This window comes from Gellertiella hungarica, assembly GCF_014197145.1.
In the GTDB taxonomy this organism is placed as follows: domain Bacteria; phylum Pseudomonadota; class Alphaproteobacteria; order Rhizobiales; family Rhizobiaceae; genus Gellertiella; species Gellertiella hungarica.
The window spans coordinates 80,182-99,337 of sequence record NZ_JACIEZ010000008.1 but is presented as its reverse complement, the minus strand read 5'-3'; the positions used below and the strand labels follow the sequence as shown (position 1 = coordinate 99,337).

The following is a 19,156-nucleotide window of genomic DNA, read 5'->3' as shown; positions in this document are numbered from 1 at the left end:
CTCAAATCTCCGCGTCTGCGTCAATATCGGTGTAATAGTAGCCGACGCCCGTGCCAGTGGCGGTGCGCATGTCCGTGAGATTATTTCCTCTGTTCACCGAGGCAGTGGTTCCCGAACCGAAGTTGCTGTTTGCGGTCGATGTGGCGGTAAGAGATGGATAGGCACGCATCGCGGTCTCCAAGTAACCCGATGCGCGGTAGCTGGCACCCGAGGTAACATTCCCCCAGAACACAATGCGGGTCGTCTGAAAGTATCGCTGGCAAAGCGCCAACTCCTGTTGCGGGTGACGCGGGCTGAAGGGGTCGCTTTCGCCCGTCGCATCACCTTCGACAATCGACACATGCGCAATGTCAAAAGTCCCTGACTGGTTACCCAGGGAATTCGTCCGCGCATCGAAATCACTGCCCGCGCTGAACCAGAAAATCAGCGCCAGGTAGTCATTCTGGCCAGTTCCGATCGTCTTCCCAGAGACAGATGGAATTGTCGTGGTGAACTGGTATTTTGCCCAACCCGTCGTGAGTAGAAACTTGTTTACACCGATCCCGGCCACAGCAGCAGACGGAGAGCCACCTGTGCCAAACGACTGCATCAGTTCGACAGACATCGGGCGGCCCGCAAAATCGGCTTTTGCGTAAAAAGTGACTGTTACAAGTCTGCCCGAGAGCGTTGTGACATCCTCAATCAACTGGGCCGTCTGCGAGAAGCCGGCCGAGTCAACCGTTGCGGCCGTAATTGAGTGACGCAAGCTCCAGGCCGGGTTTCCGGGAACAAGTGTCTGCCCCGGCGTGAAGGCCATGCGGGAAATAGTTCGGGTAACACTGAGGAAGTTGCTTTTCCATCGGTCAGCGGACCCGTACCCGGCAATAGTCTGCGAAGCTCCGCGTCGCCAGAAATCGAAGTTGCCGTTGATGAGCTTGTTGCGGAACCCGGAAAGAAGGCCTCGATCGGCGATGTTCTGCTTAACGGACAATGCCGCCCGAACCGCCTTCTGCGACGCGATTTTCGCATCGCTGTTGGCAGTCATGGCTGCATCCGTGTCAAGCTGGGAGTCGTCCAGTTTGGCATCAAGCGCAGCATCAAGTCCGTTGACCTGGGCGGTGGTGTGGTTGTGGTTTCCCATGGCCGTCGCGGCCGACGCGGGCACCCACCCAGCAGCGGTCTTGACGAGAATATAGCCGTTCGGGGCCGCGTCTGCACCATCGACATCCGTCAAGCTGTCGAGCTTGAAGGTCATCGAGGCGCTCATCTTGCCGTTCAAGGCGTCGATGAGGCCGATGATATCCGCCAATGAATGCCCATGAGAGACCGGCGCCTTCTCGTCGATCTCAAGGTCGAGCCCGTGAAGGATGGTATCCAGCGTGTCGAGGGTATCCTGAAGCTGGTAGAACTCCTCATCGACGTACTTCTCAGTCGATGGCTTCACTAGCCCATAGTGCATCGTCGTTGCCATTGCCTATTCCCTTAGAATACTCCAGCGCCGAAGTCACCGCAGATGACACGGGCCGCTGGCCCGCCCGTCCCGGAAATCCTCAGCCTGATAGTGGAGCCGGCGAGGCCGCCGACCTTTTCGAACTTCCGTTCCGTCCAGCCGTTGAACTGGAGTGGCTCGGCCGAGACGAAGGGCAGGGAGTTCCAGGCGCCGCCGTCTAGCGAATAATGCATGACGGCAGTGGCCCCAGCAGGCAGGAACGCCTTGAAGTAGGCCGAGATCCTTGAAGCCCCGGTGATGTCGAAGGCGCGGGTGATGTAAGAGAAGGTCGTTTCGACACGGCCTGCAATGAGCTGCACCGGAGCAAAGAGGATCGGAGACAGCTTTGAAGTGCCCTTGAGGACGGCACGCAGCTGCACCGTCTCATTCAGGAATTCGTTCAGCTTCAGGACCTGCCCAGCGGCCAGCTTGTAAACCGTACCGTTGGGGCGCACGACTTCAAAGACAACGCTGCAGCCGGGACCAGGGATCTCGACAGACGCCCGAACCTGAAGGTCAGAGGCGTTGACCAGGGTGAAGCTGCCGAGGGCAACCGTCTTGGTCAGGACGTTGTACTTGGCTGCTACAATCTTGAAGGCCAGCGCTTCCTTCTGATGCGCCGTCCATGTCTGCGCATTGACAGAGTCATAGCGCGGCCCGACCACATAGGGATGCTGGGTGACATACTTCTGAAGCGAAGCGTCATAGGCACCCAGCGCCGCGAACGAAACCGAATGCGTGTTGTCATCGGTCTTGATCACGAAGGCATGATTGACCTCCGGCCTGGTGGTGACCGGGAGCTTGTAGCGCCCCGACTTCCAGCCGACCACGGCACCCGTCATCGGGATATCCGCCTGCGCAACGATATCCGTTGTGGGGTAGCCATTGTCGATCGTTACCTGGTCGAGGATCAGCCGCTTTGCTTGTGAACCGACTTTGCAGACATGGAAATCGACACCAACGATCTGACGCACTTCCGGCACTGCAAACATTTGCGCCTGAGGGTCTGGCGCCTCGCCTCCGGTCTTAACCCGGAAGACTGGCGTAGGCGTGGTCGGCGCCGGCGTTGCAGGCGATCCAGGCTCCGGTTCAGGCGCAGGCTCAGGCTCTGGCGCCGTCCAGTTCTCGATCGTGGTGATACGGCGCATCACGTTGATCTCGATGGTGCCCTGCCCGGTAAACATGGCCGTCGCTACCGTTTTGCCCATGCCAACAGCCTGCACAACCTTGGTGCCGGCAGTGATGGCTGCTGGAATAGTGAAGGTGCCGCTGATGACACCAGAGGCGTTGGCCGTCTGTGTTCCCGGCGGTTTAACGCTCTTTCCGTCGAAGGTCAGCGATTTGAGTACTTCTCCCGGACCGAAGCCAGATATCGTGAAGTCAACGTCAATGCGGCGCAGAAAATCTGCCTGCTCTTCCCGCTGATCCACCAGACGAGTAGTCCTTGTGACCTTCTGAAGGGGGCTGTCTTCATCTTCAGCTTCACCCCGGTTGAATTCCCGCGTTTCCGGAGACGTCCATTCCGTCTGTGACACGGTCCAGAAATCTACAGCCGGGTCCAGCTTCAGCTGACCGGGCAGCGGCGTGAAGTTGGCATAGGGGTTCACTTTGATGCAGCCGGTCTTGAAGAGCTGCTGCGCGATGATCTCCTCGACATGGTCCAACTTGACCGGAGCGGCCAGGTTGGCCTTGTAAAAAGTCGGAGTTACAGCGAGCGTCAACATGCCCTTGCCAACAGCCCCGTTCTGCGCTGCTCCTGCATCCCGGTAATAGTCCGACGTGAAAGGATCGACAAACATGCCGAGCTTTGCCACCGGCTCCTTCCGGTCGATGCCCGACTTCAGGCGCTCAAGCTCCACCAGACGCTCCAGATCGACAATCTTGTCGAAATAGGTCTGCATCTGGTCTCGGGTCATGAACAATGTGCCGTCATTTTTGACGACGGGCTTGTTAATCCAGTCGTTCCGGATCTGGCAAAGGTTCAAGAGCGAGGACGGAACCGCCGGCGGCAGAGGATTCTTCCATGCGGAAATCCCCTTCAAGTAGACCGGGCTGCCATCATCCTTTAGGCACAGACGGTCAATGCGAGGCAGTTTCGCCGTGTAGGAAACGATGATATCACCACCCGCCGCTCCGCCGGCAACAGTGAGGGTTTTATAGGTTTGGGCAGTCGGGGTTACCAACGCCCGATAGCGATAGGTAACATCATAGGACGACCCGACAGCAGGCTCTGCACCCGCCGGGCTCCAGTCGATGGTGTTGTTCAGGAGCAGGTAGGTCCCGGTGGCAAATATGGTCCCCCCCTGCTTGACCTGCGAAACAGAGATCACACTGGTATCGGGCAGAGCATCAACACCGCCTACAATAGCGCCGCGGGTGATCGTCACTGTGCGTTCCTTGGTCAGAAGGATCGAGTTCACCTGCGCGATCGGGGGGAAGTCCACTGTGAACGTATAGCTGGCACCGCCAGGGTAGGTCACCGTTTCGCCCGGAATGGAAAGCTCATCCCAATCCTCCGGCTCGGCATGGCGCAGAGCCGCATAGCGGGTCCGTTTCAGGCCACTGATGTTTGCCTCGCCCTGCTCAATGGAAAACTGCTGGGCACCGCCGTCAAGGCCGAGCGCCGTTACCCGGCAGCCGCGTACGATGTAGTTTCCGTTGGGACGGTCATACTCCTGAACAAGCTGCATGGCGGGCGCCAGCACGGCTGGACCAGACTGATCGAGGATGGTGCCATCATCCAAGGTGTAGACTGCGTAGAAGATACCGGGCTTGCCGTCGAGGGAATGCGACCAGACAATCGTTGCTATCTCGCGTGCGGCTCCAGGCTCGCCCTCGGCTATCGAGCCGGGAACAAGACCCATAAGCGAGGGGTCATCCTCGTGGGTGCGATAGGTCGTGGTGAGGCGCACGCCGATTTCGAGGCGACCGGTCATGGGAACACCGGTCAATACGGCTTCCTGGACTGAGAACACGTCACCAGCAACGTAGATCTTTCCGCCCGTAAGCGTTACAGTCCCTGCTGCGACATTAACCGCGGCGCTTGCGCGCTCGATGCGTGTGCCATCCCGAACGATGACATTCCCAACCCTGCGGATATTGCTCCGCAGGATGCTCTGCACCTCGTTCAGCTCCGCCCCTTGCAGCAAGGGGCGCTCGCCATAAAAGATAACCCCCTTCTGCTCCTCATGGCCTTCGGCGCGATCGAAAGCATAGGGAAGGCCGCTCTTGTGTTCGTAAGCCATTAGAACCTCAACATAAGCTTGAATTGATCCCTGACCGTTTCACGCAGCGGGACAGCGATTGGTTTAGAGGCGATGGCAACGCCGCCGCTCAATTCGCCGGCCTCAAGCCAGAGCTTGCCCTTTGGAACGCCGACAGCACGGGTGCCAGAGAGTATGATGTCGGCCATTTCGGCAAATTCGCGGGGCGCATCACCGAAGTCAGTGCGTGCCTCGATGTAGACCCGCTGTCCACTTTCATCTGGGGAGTAGAGAGCGCCGCCATGGGAGTAGAAGCCGGATGCAGATGGCGAGCATCCGCAGATGATGCGACAACGTCGATACCCGATGACGGAGCCGTCTCCCCTGCGCAGGCGCAGATAAGCGTCTTTGCCTGCAAACCACTGGGCCATCAGGATGCGGCGTTGGGCAGCAGGATTGGCGGACCAGGACAATAGGGCTGTGCTCCATCGGAAGTGCATATCAGCCCACCTCAGGCTCGCGCTGGTCGGCGGAACGATCCAATTTCCAAGCGCCGTACCTTCGGCTTCTGTCAGCGTGTGCTCCAATTCCGTCGTGCGTCCGAACGACCAGATCGCTGTTGTGGTGCCGTAGGCAACCCCGCTTTCCCGTTCGACGTGAGCACCGTCAAGCGGGGAGGCATCCAGCTCCACAGGCTGGACGTCGTAGCCAAACACACCACGCCGGAAATCCGACCGGAATGGCAACGACAGCTTCGTTACGCCCTCAATCCTCTCAAGAGCGGGCGTATCTGACCCTGGCAGTTCAGACAGGCGGAGCTGGTTCGAGTTCCACCACGCGCGGCCGTGCCACGCAGGCTCAAGAGCGGCCGTAACGTTGATAAACGAGAGACCCTTCTCGACCCCGGCGTAGGTACCGCGAAGCCGAAACCAGCGGACGCCCTCGTAGATGAGTTCGTAGAGGTTTGGGACGTACGGCGTCAGCATGCCGAGCCCGAACTCCCAGGCGAGGAACGGGATGAACGATGGCAGCGGCACTTCTTTGGCCGATACGACGAGAGGGACTGCCTCGTGCAATTGCTCCCAACGCTCGCCCAAGGCCTGCTCAAAAGCCTTCTCGAATACCCCGGAACTGGCGGGCAGAAGCGTGTTCAATACGCCCTCCCTTTCAGCGTCAGGTCAACGGCCGAGATCGAGATCGCCTGTGAGGGAGCGGCAACGATGTCCGCGGCTGGGTTGGTTGGCACGACCTTATGGACGCCGGAGATCATCAGCTTCGAAACCCACCATTCCCTGACCAGATCCCGACCGAGCCCTCGCTCCAGTTCCCAGGCCGTGAGAAGGGCCGTCTTCGCTCGCTCGACCGTCGCGCTGTCCGCGTCGGGCAACAGCCAGATGTCGGCCGAGAGCGTTACCGCGATCTGCACGGCCGAGGAGATCACGAATTCGTCGTTTGCCAGGCGGACACTCTCGTCCTCCAGGGCCGCTTTCACGGTTGCGAGAAGCTGCGGGCTGGCGATGCCATTTGCTTCGGTTGAAAAGACGGCGACGTAGATCACGGGGCTGCGGCCGATGCGGTACACTTCGACGTTGTCGACCTTAAGATCAGCCGCCATGGCAATGCTCTTGTAGCGCTCCTTTGGACCACCCGTTGATCGTCCCTGTATCGCGAGGATGACGCGCAGTTTCAGGCGGGCATCTGTTTCGCTGGGCAGACGGAAGACATCGTAAAAAGCGGCAAGATGATCGAGGTCGGAGCCTTGCGCAAAGGCCAGAAGCCGGGCCCGGGCGGCTTCGTTCACGCGTGCCCTCAGCCCCAGCTCTCGGTAAGATTCGCTTTCGTTCTGAATGACTGCCGGGTCAGTCTCCAGCATACCCACATCGTAAGGCGGCAGGTCGGGATAGGCTGCGCGAACGGTTTCCCACGCATCCTGGAAGCGCGCCTTCTGGCGGGATACGATCTGTTCGAAGTCCAGGGTCTCGACAACGGATGGTTTCGGCAGAGTGGAAAGGTCGAACGGTGCCATCATACCCCCAGCGCAGTTGGTGTTGTCGCCCGGAGGCCGAGATCGACGGCCAGGTCGTAGTTTCCAAGCCGGCCCTCGGGGAAGTAGATGCCGCCGTAGCGGATCCCGAGCTTGCCGGTCTCCTTCAGCGTCACGAGCTGGAGCTGGGTGATCATGAATTCAGGCTCCCACCGTGCGGCCGAGGCGACCATTTCGTTGTAGACCTGCATGGCAATAGCGGGCGTCAGGTCCTCGGAGAGCAAGGACCTGAGGTCAGATCCGAAGGCGAGCCGCATGACGCGGGTGTCGAGGCGGGTTGTCCAGATCTTCAGGAGCGACTGGGCAAGATGATCCGGGCCGGACAGAACTTTCCCCGTCCGTTCATCAATCCCCGTCCGGAAGCGAACGCTGCCCGCCATTCCTCACACTCCCTTCAAACCGTGTTCAGTCTGCCTTTGAAGCCGGTGTCTCCTCGTGGAGCGGCCGGATGTGCAAGGCAAGGAGTTCCCCGCGTGCTTCGGCCTCCGTCAGTGCAAGAACATCGCCCGGACTTGCGCGCCGGCCGGCGACCCGCAGCGGCGCTGCAGCCGTCACCACATACTCCCGGCGATCCGGATGATCGGTGGCCGCGGTCGGTTGCGAGGCCACGTCGAGCTTTGATTTCTGGGTCTTGGACATGCGCTGCTTCCTTCAGTTTTGGGGTTGGCCGGTGAGCCCGGCGCCACTCTCGACGCCGGTATGGCGATGGGTCTTTCCGATATCGACATCGTCATGATCCACGTCGCCGTCCCTGAAATGGATGTTGCCGATCAGATCGATATCGGGTGCGGCGACGACGATACGGCCGCCCTCTCTCTTGATGACGGTTCTGTCGCTCTCACTTGACGGCGCGGAATGATCCTTGTCGAACGTGGCGGGCATCGCGATCGAGCCTGCTCCGACCGTTCCGGATGCGGAGAGCATTATCATCTGCTCGCCTTTCGCGGGCTCACTGTGGATCGACAGAGCACCCACGCCGCTCTCCTGCCACCTGATCCATGGGCTCAGCACATCCTTGCCGTTCGCGCTCTTGCCGAGGTTCAGCCGAAGCCGGCGCTTGCCCGCGTCAACGATCTCGACCTTGCCGGTGATGACCATCATCGCCATACGCCTTTCGGCCGCTTCCAGCCGTGCAATCTGCCGCCTGAATTCGAGGGCTACCGGGTCACGCATCGTCAGGCTCCCGGAGCGCGGGGATCCACGGTGCGAGCTCGTCGATCGAGGAGGCATCGGCGTAATCGATGCGGCGATCCTGCTCGTTCCAATGGCCGGCAGGGTCCGGGAATACGGAGCTTCCACGATCGGCCATGATCTGGGTCCAGGTGACCGTGTAATAGGCAATCCCCTGTGCCTGGTCGCGGATGGTGAAGAGCGGCTTCAACTCTGCAGGCGGGGTGGTTTCGGGCGGGAGTATCCGGGTGAGGCCCCAGAGTGAGTGCTCCATGTCTGCCAGTATTTCGAGAACGCGGCCGCCAAGGGCAATGCCGACGGCCTCCTTCTCCACCCGTCGCCCGCCGATGATCCGAGCCTCGGCGACGACGTAGACCACCCATTCCACCGCAAGGTAGAAGTGCCCTTCCGCATGCTGCCCGGTCTTGATCCGGCTCCAGCCGACGCTCAAGCCGGGAGCCTTGACAACGGTTTTTGAGACCAGCTCGGAAAGGTCGACCTTACCCGGATGAGGTTCGATCGTCACGCCGGGGTTCAATGTTCTGAGCGTCGCCACAATCGCAGCCTGAAAGGATGCCAAGGCGTCGGCTGCGAGGATCTGGTCAAGAGTGCGTGGCTCGATCATGACAGAAGCGCCCCGAAGTGATCGGTGACGACATCGATAATCTCTTGTCGGTTTTCATCCGAAAGGCCGACGAAGGGGCGCGCGGGGATCGTCACCTTCTTTGCCTGGACAACGCGCCCGCCCAGCTGGAACACGAGACTTTCAGCCGACTTGGGGACGATCGTCATGCCCTCCTGATGGACGTGGGCAAACTTCCAGGTGGCTCCCCATTCGGCTTCCGTCGAAGAGGCCTGCCAGGAGAGCGACGACAGAAGATGCTGACCTGTTTCAAGAAGGATAGATGTGCCTTCGGCATTGGGCTGCCACGGGCTTCCGTCAGGCGCGGTTTTCTCCTCCAAGATTCGACGGCGCGTTTGTTCGGTTCCGATCCCGGCAATGTTGCTCATCAACTCCTCAGGCTCGAAATCGAAGAGCGGGCGCAAGCGAGCAAACGCTTGATCGAGGTCGGACACGTCAATGACGATCGATGTGCTCATATCCGGCCGAGCCTCTCGCGGGTAAAGACGCGCTCGGGCGCTTGCAGCGCCACTTCGTTCTGGCCAATCTCGCCGACATCTGCGCTACCGTCGCCGCCGGCCGGAGGCATGGTGGTGGTCAGCGCACCCTTGCCGGCCGCGATCTGCTCCAGGCGCTTGACGGTCTGATCGTAGCGCTCCTTGATGTTGTCGGTCGATCGCGAGAAATCGAGCGCAATCCGATAGAAGGCCACGTCGATGCAGTAGATCTTCAGGAGGGCAAGAGAGTCCGCATCAAGCGCGGAGAGCTCCGAAGATGAGTATCGGCCGGCGAGAATTCCGCGGATCTCGATCGAGGCATCGATCAGACCCTTTTCGACACGCATGTCATCGCGCAGCCCCGTCTGTTCGTCAGCCGCCACGAGCGCAAGCTGGTCGCGGAACCGGGCTTCGATGTCTGCGATAGTGGCGTAGGGCTGCATGCTTGTCCTCGACGATAAAGAGGTTGGGAGGCGGGCTGTGCCCCTACGTTCGTGACGTTCCTAAAAGGTGCTGGGAGCCTCGCGAGCCGTACCAGACCTCCCTCTGGGTTATTCCTGGGCGTCTTCCTTCGCGCGTTCTCCGAAGCGGGCGTCGAGCTTCAGGAACGGATCGGCGCGCAGCGCTTCGATCACCGCCTCCGGATCGTCGCCGAGATCCTCAACGCTCAGTTCGACAGGCACCGGCCCGAAACTGAAGCCGGCGCGCCGGCGCGGGCCACCGGGGGCTGAGACGACGAGAACCTTGGCAGAAGCTCCGGCTTCCGGTGTTGCTGCATCTGTTGACTGGTTATCGGCGGGTTTGCTCTTTGCCATAGTTCGGTCTCCTGGGTGTTCGGGAAAGAGACACGGTCTGGCTCTTTCCGGAAAACCCGCCGGCCCGTGACAGGGCCGGCGGACTTCTCACTCCTGGCGGATACGGCGGTCAGCCGAGGAGGGGAGCGTGCAGCAGCTGGACGAGATTGCGGTCGACGTTGGTCGAGCCGTTGATCTGCTCGGACATGAGGATGTCGCGTGCCTTGAAGTGGTTCGTATTGCCGACGATCAGGTGGGTCGGCTTGATGTTGAGCTTCCGACCTTCGTCATCCTTGAACTCCGTCATGGCGGTGTAGGCCGCCCGGAGGTTGGCCGAGGTCAGTTCGGCCTTCGACCCGAAAGCCATCTGCCAGAAGCCGAAGCCGGCCGCCACCCGCGCGTCCACGCCGTAAAGGTACTGGTCCTTCATGAACACGTGGTCGGAGGTCCGGCCATCTTCCTTGGTCGTGAACTCGTAATCGCGGCGCTTCTGGAAGATGAAGGGCTTCAGCGGCCGGGAGAGATCTGCAAGGATCCAGATCTCGCCGGAACCAGCCTGCATGTTCGAGACGGAGGTTTCCTGGCCGGGCTGACCGACGGGGTGATCCGTATCGAAGAAGTTCTGGCCGTCGTAGCAGAGCGTCGAGAAGCCGCCGTTGATCAGCTCGAATACGATTTCGTCGGGGTGCTGCGCAGCCGACTGGCCCATCATCTGGAAGCGAGCATTGTAGAGGGAGAGCTTGTCGTCCTCGATGTCGTCGCGCTCGACAGCAATGGTCATCTCGAACTTGCGGTTCGTGATGCTGTAGCCCTTGGCGGTCAGCTGCTTGACGCGGCGATCACCGATCCACTCGCGCATCTTCGGCATATCGCCGAGCCAGGAGTAGATCTCCTCCCGTGTCGTCGAGGGAACGATCGTCGCGACAGACGCATACATCGACGGAGCGGCAGCGAAGGCGTTCTGATAGATCGTCTTGTAGCCGCGAAGTGCTGCATCAAGCAGGGCGGCAGTGATAACTCGTGCCATTGGGTTCTAGTCCTTTCGGGCGTTAGTAGCCGACGCGGACGAAGACGCCGTCAGCCTCGACTTCGATGACCTTGCCCGCGATCGAGCGGGTATTGCTGCCGGAAGTCTTGGCCACCGTCTGGTCATCGACGATGTAGCAATCCTTCTGGATATCGGCGGCGGTGACGGCGTCAGCGCCGTGGTTCGCAAACTTGAAGGTGCCGCGCTCGACGAGCACCTTCTTCGCGCCGTCCGCGCCCGTATTCGCGACCGTATGCTGGGCGACGCCCGCAGCGATGAGGTCAACTGCGGTGCGGCCGGGAACAGCGAGTCCTGCGTCCATGACGACAAGGCCGCCCTGGTAGATGGTGGTTGCACCCTTCACGGGCAGGTTGGACTGGCGGCCCTCGGTCTGGACGACGGGGCGGGCCTGGCTCAGAGCGGTCATCTTGGTCTCCAGCAGGTTTCAGGGTTCAGGCGGCAACCGTCAGGCCATTGGCCTTGCGGTAGTCTTCTTCGGAGATGCCGAGCATCTTCATGACTTCGCGGTCCTCGGCCGAAAGCGTCGCCATCTGGTCGTTCGGCTGCTTCTCGTCGAGGCCGGAGGCGTTCAGCGTCGAAGTCATGGTGGCGAAAAGAGCGGTGACCTGGGCAAGACCCTCGGGGGATCCACACAGCGCGGCGTACTGGTCGCGCTGCGCCGGTACGATCTTCTTCGCCTTCAGCGCATCTTCGAGCAGCGCGTCGACCTTGGCCTGATGATCGGCCTTGTTGCGCGCCTCCAGCTCCGCCGACAGGGTCTTGACCTGGTCGAGAGCCGCCTGGTGGACGGCCGGGTCGACGCGAGCCTTCAGGTTGGTGACGGCAGAGAGGCACGAGGCCTCGGACGCGTCCTCGGAAAGGCCGAGGGCGGCGGCAATTGCTTTCAGCATCTTGGGATCCTCATGGGTTGAAAGGTCAGATGATGCGACTGCCGCCATCGCAGCAGCCGGCGCAGCAACGAGCGCGGCCGAATGCAGCCAGTAGGCCTTGCCGTTCTCGTCATGCTTAAGGGTGGGAGAGATGTAGCGGTGCGTGCGTGCCGCGAGCACTTCAATGCCAGCGGCCAGCCACTCGACCTTGCCGTACAGTCCGTCTGCCCGAGCTTCGAGCTTCGAAACCCAGCCGACAGCCGGAGCGGCCTCGCCGAACATGGCCTTCTTGACCGTGGCATGGTCGATATCGATCGGCAGATCGACGCCGTCTTTCTCGAAGCGCGCTGCGAGCAGTTCCGGATCGACGTCGAAGACGCGGCCGTCGCGGGCGGTGAATTTGCCTCGCGGTGCCAGCTTTACCCATTCCGGGCCGTGCTGCCGAGCCGCCGCCGACGGATCGGCGATATAGGCGTCGAGGACGGTCAGGCCGGTCATGGCCTCGGCAATGCCGTGGACATCAGGAGCGAGCGTCGATAGGGTGAGTGGCGGGGTTTTCGTGATCATGGCGGCAACCTGCCACCACTTCGGCCGAGGCGAGGGCTGACAGGTGTCAGCCCTGACGAGCTCAAGGGCTCAGGACCCGATGCGCGCCTCTCGTACGCGCATGTAAACCCGATCACACGAACCGATCAAGAGCAAGATCGATTTCGAGGCGGTTTCAAAGCCCGTGGAGAGGTTTTCGGCATCTGGGGCGTGTCGTCTTCCACATGAAAGGACGATGCCCTTCTACGGCCCTATTTTTCGGCTGCCCTGGAACGGATGCTGTGTGCCAGCGGATGTTGAAGATCGACGGTGCCTGCGCTACATTATGGGAAGCGTGGCAGCGAAGTCCGTTGGCCTCGATGCCCACAGGGGGAGCCGGGTAAAGGCCCGGATGCGGTCCCTCCCTGCCACGCTTCATTCCCCAAACGGCCATTTGATACCCGCCCGCTCCATCTGCCGGCGCAATTCCTTCTCGTCCTTCTGATGCAGTGACGTGGCACGAAGGTACCCATTCTTCGAAACCGTCACAAAGGCCCGCCACCAGGTCTTGCCAATCCTGGCAATGATGGCCCGGACGACGTCTGATCCTTTCGGATCTGCCGCGATCAGCCCTTCAGCAAGGACATCAGGAAGGATTGAGAAATCCTCCATGTCGAGCTTGTGCCTGGTGATCCGTTCCGCGACCGTCTCGCTCGTGACCGAGATCACCGGTGACACCGCGCCCAGTTCTTTTGCCAAGTTCTCGCTGTGGCCCGCAGGAAGCCACGACTTGCTGGGAAGCCGGGGGGCAAGCCGGAGGTAGGGATCGCTCCAGAGCTCCTTCAGCACGCGCGTTGCATCCATTGGCGCGGCTACTTCGAGCCTGGTTTCGAGATTGCGGATGAGAGTGGACGTCCTCGCAAGACCCGGATTTGTATGCCAGCCGGGATCGATGCCCTGAGGAACACTCTGGACTTCACCAGTGCGCCGGTTCCGAAACTCGATATCGGGACCGAGATCCGGGACCTGATCCGTGTAGCGGATCTTGATCTCTTCCCCGTTCGGGTCCCGGCCGAGAACCCGCTCGGTTCCCATCAGCCTCTCGCGTTCCGCAGCTGAGATCATCCGCACCTGGCATTTGCACTGCCAGCCGTTGGGCGGCCAATGTGTCGACCAGAACGGATCGTCGAGCGGCAGGATCAAGCCGACCCACTGGAGATGCTCAGGGCGCGGATCTCCTGATGTCGTTCTGACGTAGAGGACGTACGGGAGTACCCGCTTTGATCGTTGCGCCCGCTCCCACTGGCCGGCGGACCGCGCCGAGTTCATGTTTGCCCAGAACGTGGTCTTGAGCCGCCGATCGCTCGCGAAGTTCACCATCCGGTCGGGCTGCTCACCCGATGGATCCGCCACCATTCGCGGACCCCACCAGCCGAGCTTGGTCAGCTCGGATTGGATAAGCGGTTTCCAGCTCTCGAAGCCACGGCCTTCGGCAATGGCCTGGGAGATGGTACCGCGAAAAGCGTTCAGCACGTCGAGCTCGACAGCCTTGGCGACCGTGAACTTATAGGCGTGCTCCTCTGCCCAGACATCGAGCCACGAGAACGCGGGTGTCACCGTCTTGCCGTCGAAGTAGCGCGTGACCTCGGCGGGAACGGCGAAAGGTTTGCGTATCTGTGCCATCGTCAGTCCACGATGTCGCCGACGCCACGGGCAATTGCAGTGAGCCGCCCAAGCCTATCGGCCAAACTTGAAGCATCGGGAAAGCGGCTTTGAAGCATCATTGTGGCTTCTTCGAAACTTTGGGCCTTCTCGAATATTTCGGCGATCGGCGCGACGATTGGATCAGCCATAGCCTCCCAGTCGTCCATGGCGCTGGCAAAAAGTGCGTCGAGCTGATCCAACGCTGCCGGCTCGCCCGCCTCGGCCGCCAGCAGCGACGTGCAGGCGCCGCAACGGCAGGCTCGCTTGTGATCGGAGACAATTGCCGAGAGCGCAGCAACCTTTGACTTCACGTCTTCAGCCTCGTTCTCCGGCGTCTGTGCTGCCTCGCTTCCTGTCTCCTTGCCCGAGCGGTTTGCCCCGGCTCCCGGAAGTTCAGCCGGAGCGGAAGGGGAGGCGAGAAGCTCGTCGTCGCTCGCCGGGTCTGACAGGCCGAGCTTCTCGCGAACCTCTGACTGCTTTACCCGCAGGCCGAGAGGCACGAGGACGCCGAGGCTTTCAGAAAGGGCCTTGACGTCTTCAGGATCTGGAACCGGCAGCTCGATCAGCGGGTAGCGGTCCTGGACGCCGAAGTTCATGTCGACGAAGGGCTTGATCAGGTCGCGATTGATCGTGGCGGCCAGTTGCTTGCAGTCAGCCCTCAGAATGTCGAGGCGCACCTCGTTATGGATTTTCGCCTGGCCCAGCGAGGAGCCGTCGTCGCTGGTCATGGTCTGGCCGACGATCAGCTTCGAAATCTGCTTGTCGATATAGTCGAGCAGCCCAGAGAACACGGCAGCGCCGTTGGTGCCGTTTATCTCGTGAAACTCGATGTCCATCCCTTGAGGAATGATCGCGGCCGCATCATTGGCGATCGAGGCTACCGCCTTAAGGAGGGTCCGTTTGTCGGCAGGGCTGGCGCTGGCATTGTACTTGCCAACTCTCAGCGGCATGCCATAGACCTCGGAGAATGCCGCCCAGTCCTGCAGGGTAAACTGCTGGATGAGATACCCCCAAGCTGCCGGCCGGGCCATACCCCTTCGCAACGGAAGGCCCAGTTTGGTTCGCGGCATGTGCCGCAGGAACTTCGCCTGAGGCAGCTCTTCACCCTCGACAGAGCCATCCACCGCCAGACGAAGTTGGGTGAGCCTCAGCTGGTCCAGCTGGAAGAAGCGGGGATCTCGATCGAAATAGGCAACAGGGCGAAGACGCTTGCGCTCGTACTCCCACATCATCTCGACGACGGCGTAGCCTTTCGAAATGCCGTCCGGAAGATGGCCCCGCGCTTCCTTAAATCCGTCATCGTGGACCAGTTCCGTCACAGCATCGACGATCGTGGACGGGACACCCTGCGACTCCACCGTGAAATCGACACTCTCGATGGCAAGACGGCGTGTCTGGAGCTGGGACGCGTAGTGCAGATATCGCTCCTCCATCTCCTCCGCCAGCGTCAGATAGGCGCGCGCGTTTCCAATGGCAGCTTCGCGCAGGATCGAGCCGAGCCGCTCCGGTGTAAGGCCCGAGGCCACACGATCCTCGTGCGTACGCCTGACACCGGCAATCGTTGGTGTTGCGACCTCTTGCGACAGCGCATGGATCACGATGGGTTTGCCGTCTGGCCCCAGGATGGATGATGTCCGCTCTACCAATGCCGTCTCCCGATATCTGTGTCGTCGTCGTCCAGGGCAGGGCCCCCGTTGTGGCCGTGCATCTGTTGCTGGAGATCGCGTATCGACGTGTACTCGTACTGAAACCACTGCTGACGGCTGGCCCAATGAGCGAGCGCAAGTGCGATCGCGAAGTCCCCGTGCCGCTTCTTCGAAGTTTCGCCGGTGCGCACCTCGGGCACCTTGGGCACACCGTTGATGTCTCGCACGAGACGAACATCGGCCAGGTGGTCGTCATCTTTGATGAGGGCAATCGCGTCGTCTTCGAAAGCGGCTTTCAGAGGCGGCATGTTGAAGCGGTACCAGTCGGTCGAGAATTTCACGGGAGCCACAAGACCCCCATCATTCTCATCCGTCCGGAAGCCGAAGATGCGCCCCATGTCTTCCGCCACGGTCCATCCCATACCCGTCGCGTCGAAGGCCGCGCCAACCAGACGCGGGGCCTGTTCAAGGATCGTGCGCACGATCAACTTCTGTTCGTCGCCAGGAACGTTGCGCATCTCGATTGTCAGCGCTTCCTCCCGCTTCAGCATCCGGTCTATCGAGAGCAGCGTGGCGACTGAAAGGTCGGCAACGCGGGCGAAGTCGAAGCCAAAGGCATGCCGGCGCTGCTTATCGAGTCCGGCGAGTGCCGCTTTCAACTGCGCGAGCGCGTCTGCCATCAGAACTGCGCGCTCCAGACGGGACAGGTGCAGGAAGTTCGGCGGCAGCTCCAGACGGATGACCGGGTTCGTCAGCGTCATGCGCGCTTCGATCAGCGGTGCGGGCAACCAGGCTCCCGTTCCTGCTGTCGGAATGCAGAAGAGCTCTTCCGACGCGCCGTCGGCGTAGAAGTCGATGATCTCCTGACGCCACTTGGCTTCACCTTCCGGTGTCCACTTCACCCCGTTGACGAGACAGATCCTCTCGTAGAGGCCTTCCTTGAGCGCCTGGTCGAAGTCGATCCTGAGATGGTGGTAGGGCTTCCGGCCGGCCAGGATATCCTGGATCTGCTTGTTGAACTCGTTCTCGGTGCCATTGTGGGTCGAACAGACAACCACCTGGCCACCCCACATCAGGAAGGCGAGCGCTGCCTTCAGCAGCTCCGGCAAGCTGTCGACGAAAGCCGCTTCGTCAATCATGACCACGCCTTGCTTGCCGCGCAGGGTGCGCGGCGCAGAGGAAAGTGCCAGGATCTCGAAGCCCGAGGCGAAGCGGATGCGGAACGCCTGGATGGAGCGATCGCCGTCCTTGTCGCTGTCATCAAAGAGAAACTCGTCCACGGCGAGCGCCGCATTCGAGAAGGCTCTTGCCCACATAGCGCAGGCGTCGATGAACTCGCGCGTCATCTCCTGGGAATAGGAGATGTACATCACATCCATGCCGCCTGCCGATTTGGCCCGGCCGGCGCGAAGTGCAGCGTAGGATGCAAAACCGAAGGTCAGGCCGATGCGTCGGCTCTTCTCGATGAAGAGCACACGACAGGCGCTGTCTTCCAGCAGCGCCAACGTGCGTGCCTGGTAGGATATGAGCGCTTTGGGCAATCCAACCTGAGCGACAAGGCCCGGCAGAACCTCTGTGGCGGTTCGCCGGGCCTCCGCCCACTGTGCCTCGGAAATAGGTGCGGTCATGTCTTAACCCCGAGGATCTGCCCGAGGATTTCCTGAGCGGTTTCAGCGGTCAGCCCCTTGGTCTTGGCAACCTTTGAGACTGCCTCTTCTGCCTGAGCCTTGAACTCGGCCTCGATTTTCTTCCGGCGGTCATTCGAAACGGTTTGCGCCTGGGTAGCCGACCTTAATGCCTGGGCCAGCGCCATTGCGCCCTTCGGGTCTATCCCCTGCGGATTGGTCATCATTTCGAAGACCAGGCTCTTGATAGCCTCTGCTGCGATCAGGGTGAGATTGTCTGATGCCTGGGGATCGAACTTACCTGCAATCGCTGTGGCAATTTCCCGCGTTTCATCCAGCCTGCGCGTCATCGTCGCGAGCTTGATCGAATACCGGTTGAACGCCGTGAAGCTCGGGATCCGGATCTCGAGTTCACCGCGGTACTCCTTATCGAGCGCCTGAAGCTTCTCGACAAACTCCGCGTAGATCTCAGTCTGAGTGCGATTGCGATCCTGCAGAGCGTCGGCCGCCCAGGCGACGATCGGGCCACATTCCTCTGGAAGCAACTCGATATGGTTCAGCCTGCCGCGCCCCATCGTCAGGCTCCAATGCTCGGACGCGCAATACCTGCGATGATCGACCGGCGCTCGACATGATCAAGGCCTGCCTGGGTCAGCGAGGCGATGACAACGGTCCCGGCCTCGACCGTCCGCACGGCCCCCAGTTCCTGAAGCTTCAGCAGCTGCGTTCGCACCCACTCACGGGAGCGGGTGTGACCGAACGTCTCCAGCACCTTTGTGAGGATCGACTCGTTGAGCGTGTTGTTCGATTCCTGCGCCAGCGCCTTCAGGATCACCAGCCGCGCATCCTCGGTCAGAAAGACATCGAAGCTCATCAGTTGGTCCCCTTTTTAAGCAGATATTCCTCGACGCGATGCACCGTGCGGGACATGCTGGAGATGTTCTCCTCCATCCGGCCGAACACGCCCCGCATTTCAGCGAGCTCCAGCTTGAGCTGCGTCAGCGCCTTTTCGTCAGGCAGGTGCTTGATCTCTGCCTTCATTTCCAACAGTCCGGCCTCCATCTCGTCGATGCGTCCGGTCAGCTTTCCAAGCGCCTCGGTATTGGCGCGGGATCCGGCAGTGAGCCAGGCGTAGATAACGCTGCCGATGGAAATGAAGGTGGCGATGATGCCGCCCCAGTCCTTGAAGAATTGCGGGTCCATCACTTCATCACCTGCTCGCGCTCATATTCCTGCTGGCATTCGAGGCAACGCACCGCGCCGAACTTTTCCCGGCGCAGATCGCTTATCGATCCACCGCATTCGCAAATGAACCGGCCGCGCCTTGCAACCGCCATGCTGGCTTCTGCGACCTTGGCCTCACGCTCTTTCTCGACGCGCATCTCGCCGACCTCGCGATCGAAGTCACTGTACATTCGAGCCCCGCCACGTCTTCACAGCCTCGACAGCCTGCCTGCCGATTTCCTTGACCGTGTGGCCGCCCATGTAGAGGCTGATGAACCAGCCGGTGAGCGTCATGAGGGTGGCGGTATCGATGGGATCGATGCGAACCTCGAAGATTTTGAGCGCCGGGAACAGAACGAAGGCGCAGACCCAAAGAATGGCGAGCAGATACATCCAGCCCCAGCGCCAGGCACTCTGCCAGAAGCCTTCGGCATTCTCGGTTTCCAGCAGCTTGAACTGGGCCTCAAGACCGGCGCGATAGAGAGCGATGACTTCGGGCCCGGCCGCCTCAACCTCTTTCACGGCCGCTTCGATGACGGCCGGTTCTGCGGTCGCCAGCTGATCAGGCTCCACGCCAGCGTGCTCTGCCACCTGATCGATTACTGCGCCCGCGAGGCTGCCGGGAATTCCGCCGACGTGCTTTTCCAGAATGGACTTGACGACAGGTGCCCCGACCTTGGCAGCAGCTGCGACGATGAGGGAAATGATGGGCGCCAT

The 19,156-nt window shown here is 60.9% G+C and carries 22 protein-coding genes; all 22 read right to left on the bottom strand.

What is annotated here, in order from left to right:
* Position 1: 1 nt before the first annotated feature.
* Complete coding sequence (locus tag GGR23_RS17220) at positions 2-1,450, bottom strand: hypothetical protein (protein WP_183367571.1); 1,449 nt, start codon at positions 1,448-1,450, stop codon at positions 2-4.
* A gap of 11 nt (positions 1,451-1,461) precedes the next feature.
* Positions 1,462-4,713 carry a DUF4815 domain-containing protein gene (locus GGR23_RS17215; RefSeq protein ID WP_183367570.1) on the bottom strand — a complete coding sequence of 1,084 codons (3,252 nt, stop codon included), beginning with the start codon at positions 4,711-4,713 and terminating at the stop codon, positions 1,462-1,464.
* Positions 4,713-5,825 (bottom strand): phage tail protein, encoded by a 1,113-nt coding sequence (locus GGR23_RS17210; protein ID WP_183367569.1) that lies wholly within the window; start codon positions 5,823-5,825, stop codon positions 4,713-4,715. The genes GGR23_RS17215 and GGR23_RS17210 overlap by 1 nt, the downstream gene beginning before the upstream one ends.
* Positions 5,822-6,697: a baseplate J/gp47 family protein gene (locus GGR23_RS17205; RefSeq protein WP_183367568.1), complete on the bottom strand. Its 876-nt coding sequence runs from the start codon at positions 6,695-6,697 to the stop codon at positions 5,822-5,824. Before GGR23_RS17205 ends, GGR23_RS17210 begins: the two co-directional genes overlap by 4 nt.
* Entirely contained in the window at positions 6,697-7,095 is a 399-nt protein-coding gene (locus GGR23_RS17200) for a GPW/gp25 family protein (RefSeq protein ID WP_183367567.1), read from the bottom strand. The genes GGR23_RS17205 and GGR23_RS17200 overlap by 1 nt, the downstream gene beginning before the upstream one ends.
* 25 nt (positions 7,096-7,120) lie before the next feature.
* On the bottom strand, positions 7,121-7,354 hold the full coding sequence (locus GGR23_RS17195) for a hypothetical protein (protein ID WP_183367566.1): 234 nt from the start codon (positions 7,352-7,354) through the stop codon (positions 7,121-7,123).
* 12 nt (positions 7,355-7,366) lie between these two features.
* On the bottom strand, positions 7,367-7,888 hold the full coding sequence (locus GGR23_RS17190; protein ID WP_183367565.1) for a phage baseplate assembly protein V: 522 nt from the start codon (positions 7,886-7,888) through the stop codon (positions 7,367-7,369).
* Complete coding sequence (locus tag GGR23_RS17185) at positions 7,881-8,510, bottom strand: phage protein Gp37 (RefSeq protein ID WP_183367564.1); 630 nt, start codon at positions 8,508-8,510, stop codon at positions 7,881-7,883. Before GGR23_RS17185 ends, GGR23_RS17190 begins: the two co-directional genes overlap by 8 nt.
* On the bottom strand, positions 8,507-8,986 hold the full coding sequence (locus tag GGR23_RS17180) for a phage virion morphogenesis protein (protein WP_183367563.1): 480 nt from the start codon (positions 8,984-8,986) through the stop codon (positions 8,507-8,509). Before GGR23_RS17180 ends, GGR23_RS17185 begins: the two co-directional genes overlap by 4 nt.
* Positions 8,983-9,447, bottom strand: a complete 465-nt coding sequence (locus GGR23_RS17175) for a gp436 family protein (RefSeq protein WP_183367562.1) — start codon at positions 9,445-9,447, stop codon at positions 8,983-8,985. Before GGR23_RS17175 ends, GGR23_RS17180 begins: the two co-directional genes overlap by 4 nt.
* A gap of 108 nt (positions 9,448-9,555) precedes the next feature.
* Entirely contained in the window at positions 9,556-9,819 is a 264-nt protein-coding gene (locus GGR23_RS17170; RefSeq protein ID WP_183367561.1) for a hypothetical protein, read from the bottom strand.
* 109 nt (positions 9,820-9,928) lie between these two features.
* Positions 9,929-10,825 carry a Mu-like prophage major head subunit gpT family protein gene (locus GGR23_RS17165; protein WP_183367560.1) on the bottom strand — a complete coding sequence of 299 codons (897 nt, stop codon included), beginning with the start codon at positions 10,823-10,825 and terminating at the stop codon, positions 9,929-9,931.
* 22 nt (positions 10,826-10,847) lie between these two features.
* Positions 10,848-11,252, bottom strand: a complete 405-nt coding sequence (locus tag GGR23_RS17160) for a hypothetical protein (RefSeq protein ID WP_183367559.1) — start codon at positions 11,250-11,252, stop codon at positions 10,848-10,850.
* Between the two features lie 25 nt (positions 11,253-11,277).
* Complete coding sequence (locus GGR23_RS17155; RefSeq protein ID WP_183367558.1) at positions 11,278-12,282, bottom strand: phage protease; 1,005 nt, start codon at positions 12,280-12,282, stop codon at positions 11,278-11,280.
* Between the two features lie 393 nt (positions 12,283-12,675).
* The gene (locus GGR23_RS17150; RefSeq protein ID WP_183367557.1) at positions 12,676-13,923 is read right to left on the bottom strand and encodes a phage head morphogenesis protein; all 1,248 of its coding nucleotides are present in this window, start codon (positions 13,921-13,923) and stop codon (positions 12,676-12,678) included.
* Positions 13,924-13,925: 2 nt separating this feature from the next.
* A complete protein-coding gene (locus GGR23_RS17145) occupies positions 13,926-15,590 on the bottom strand; it encodes a DUF935 domain-containing protein (RefSeq protein WP_183367556.1) in 1,665 nt (554 codons plus the stop codon).
* The gene (locus GGR23_RS17140) at positions 15,584-17,218 is read right to left on the bottom strand and encodes a hypothetical protein (protein WP_183367555.1); all 1,635 of its coding nucleotides are present in this window, start codon (positions 17,216-17,218) and stop codon (positions 15,584-15,586) included. The genes GGR23_RS17145 and GGR23_RS17140 overlap by 7 nt, the downstream gene beginning before the upstream one ends.
* Positions 17,215-17,790, bottom strand: a complete 576-nt coding sequence (locus tag GGR23_RS17135; RefSeq protein WP_183367554.1) for a DUF3486 family protein — start codon at positions 17,788-17,790, stop codon at positions 17,215-17,217. The genes GGR23_RS17140 and GGR23_RS17135 overlap by 4 nt, the downstream gene beginning before the upstream one ends.
* Positions 17,791-17,792: 2 nt before the next feature.
* Positions 17,793-18,089, bottom strand: a complete 297-nt coding sequence (locus GGR23_RS17130) for a VpaChn25_0724 family phage protein (protein ID WP_183367553.1) — start codon at positions 18,087-18,089, stop codon at positions 17,793-17,795.
* Positions 18,089-18,418, bottom strand: coding sequence for a DUF2730 family protein (locus tag GGR23_RS17125; protein ID WP_183367552.1), 330 nt, complete (start codon positions 18,416-18,418; stop codon positions 18,089-18,091). Before GGR23_RS17125 ends, GGR23_RS17130 begins: the two co-directional genes overlap by 1 nt.
* Positions 18,418-18,630: a TraR/DksA C4-type zinc finger protein gene (locus GGR23_RS17120; protein ID WP_183367551.1), complete on the bottom strand. Its 213-nt coding sequence runs from the start codon at positions 18,628-18,630 to the stop codon at positions 18,418-18,420. The genes GGR23_RS17125 and GGR23_RS17120 overlap by 1 nt, the downstream gene beginning before the upstream one ends.
* The gene (locus GGR23_RS17115; RefSeq protein ID WP_183367550.1) at positions 18,620-19,156 is read right to left on the bottom strand and encodes a hypothetical protein; all 537 of its coding nucleotides are present in this window, start codon (positions 19,154-19,156) and stop codon (positions 18,620-18,622) included. Before GGR23_RS17115 ends, GGR23_RS17120 begins: the two co-directional genes overlap by 11 nt.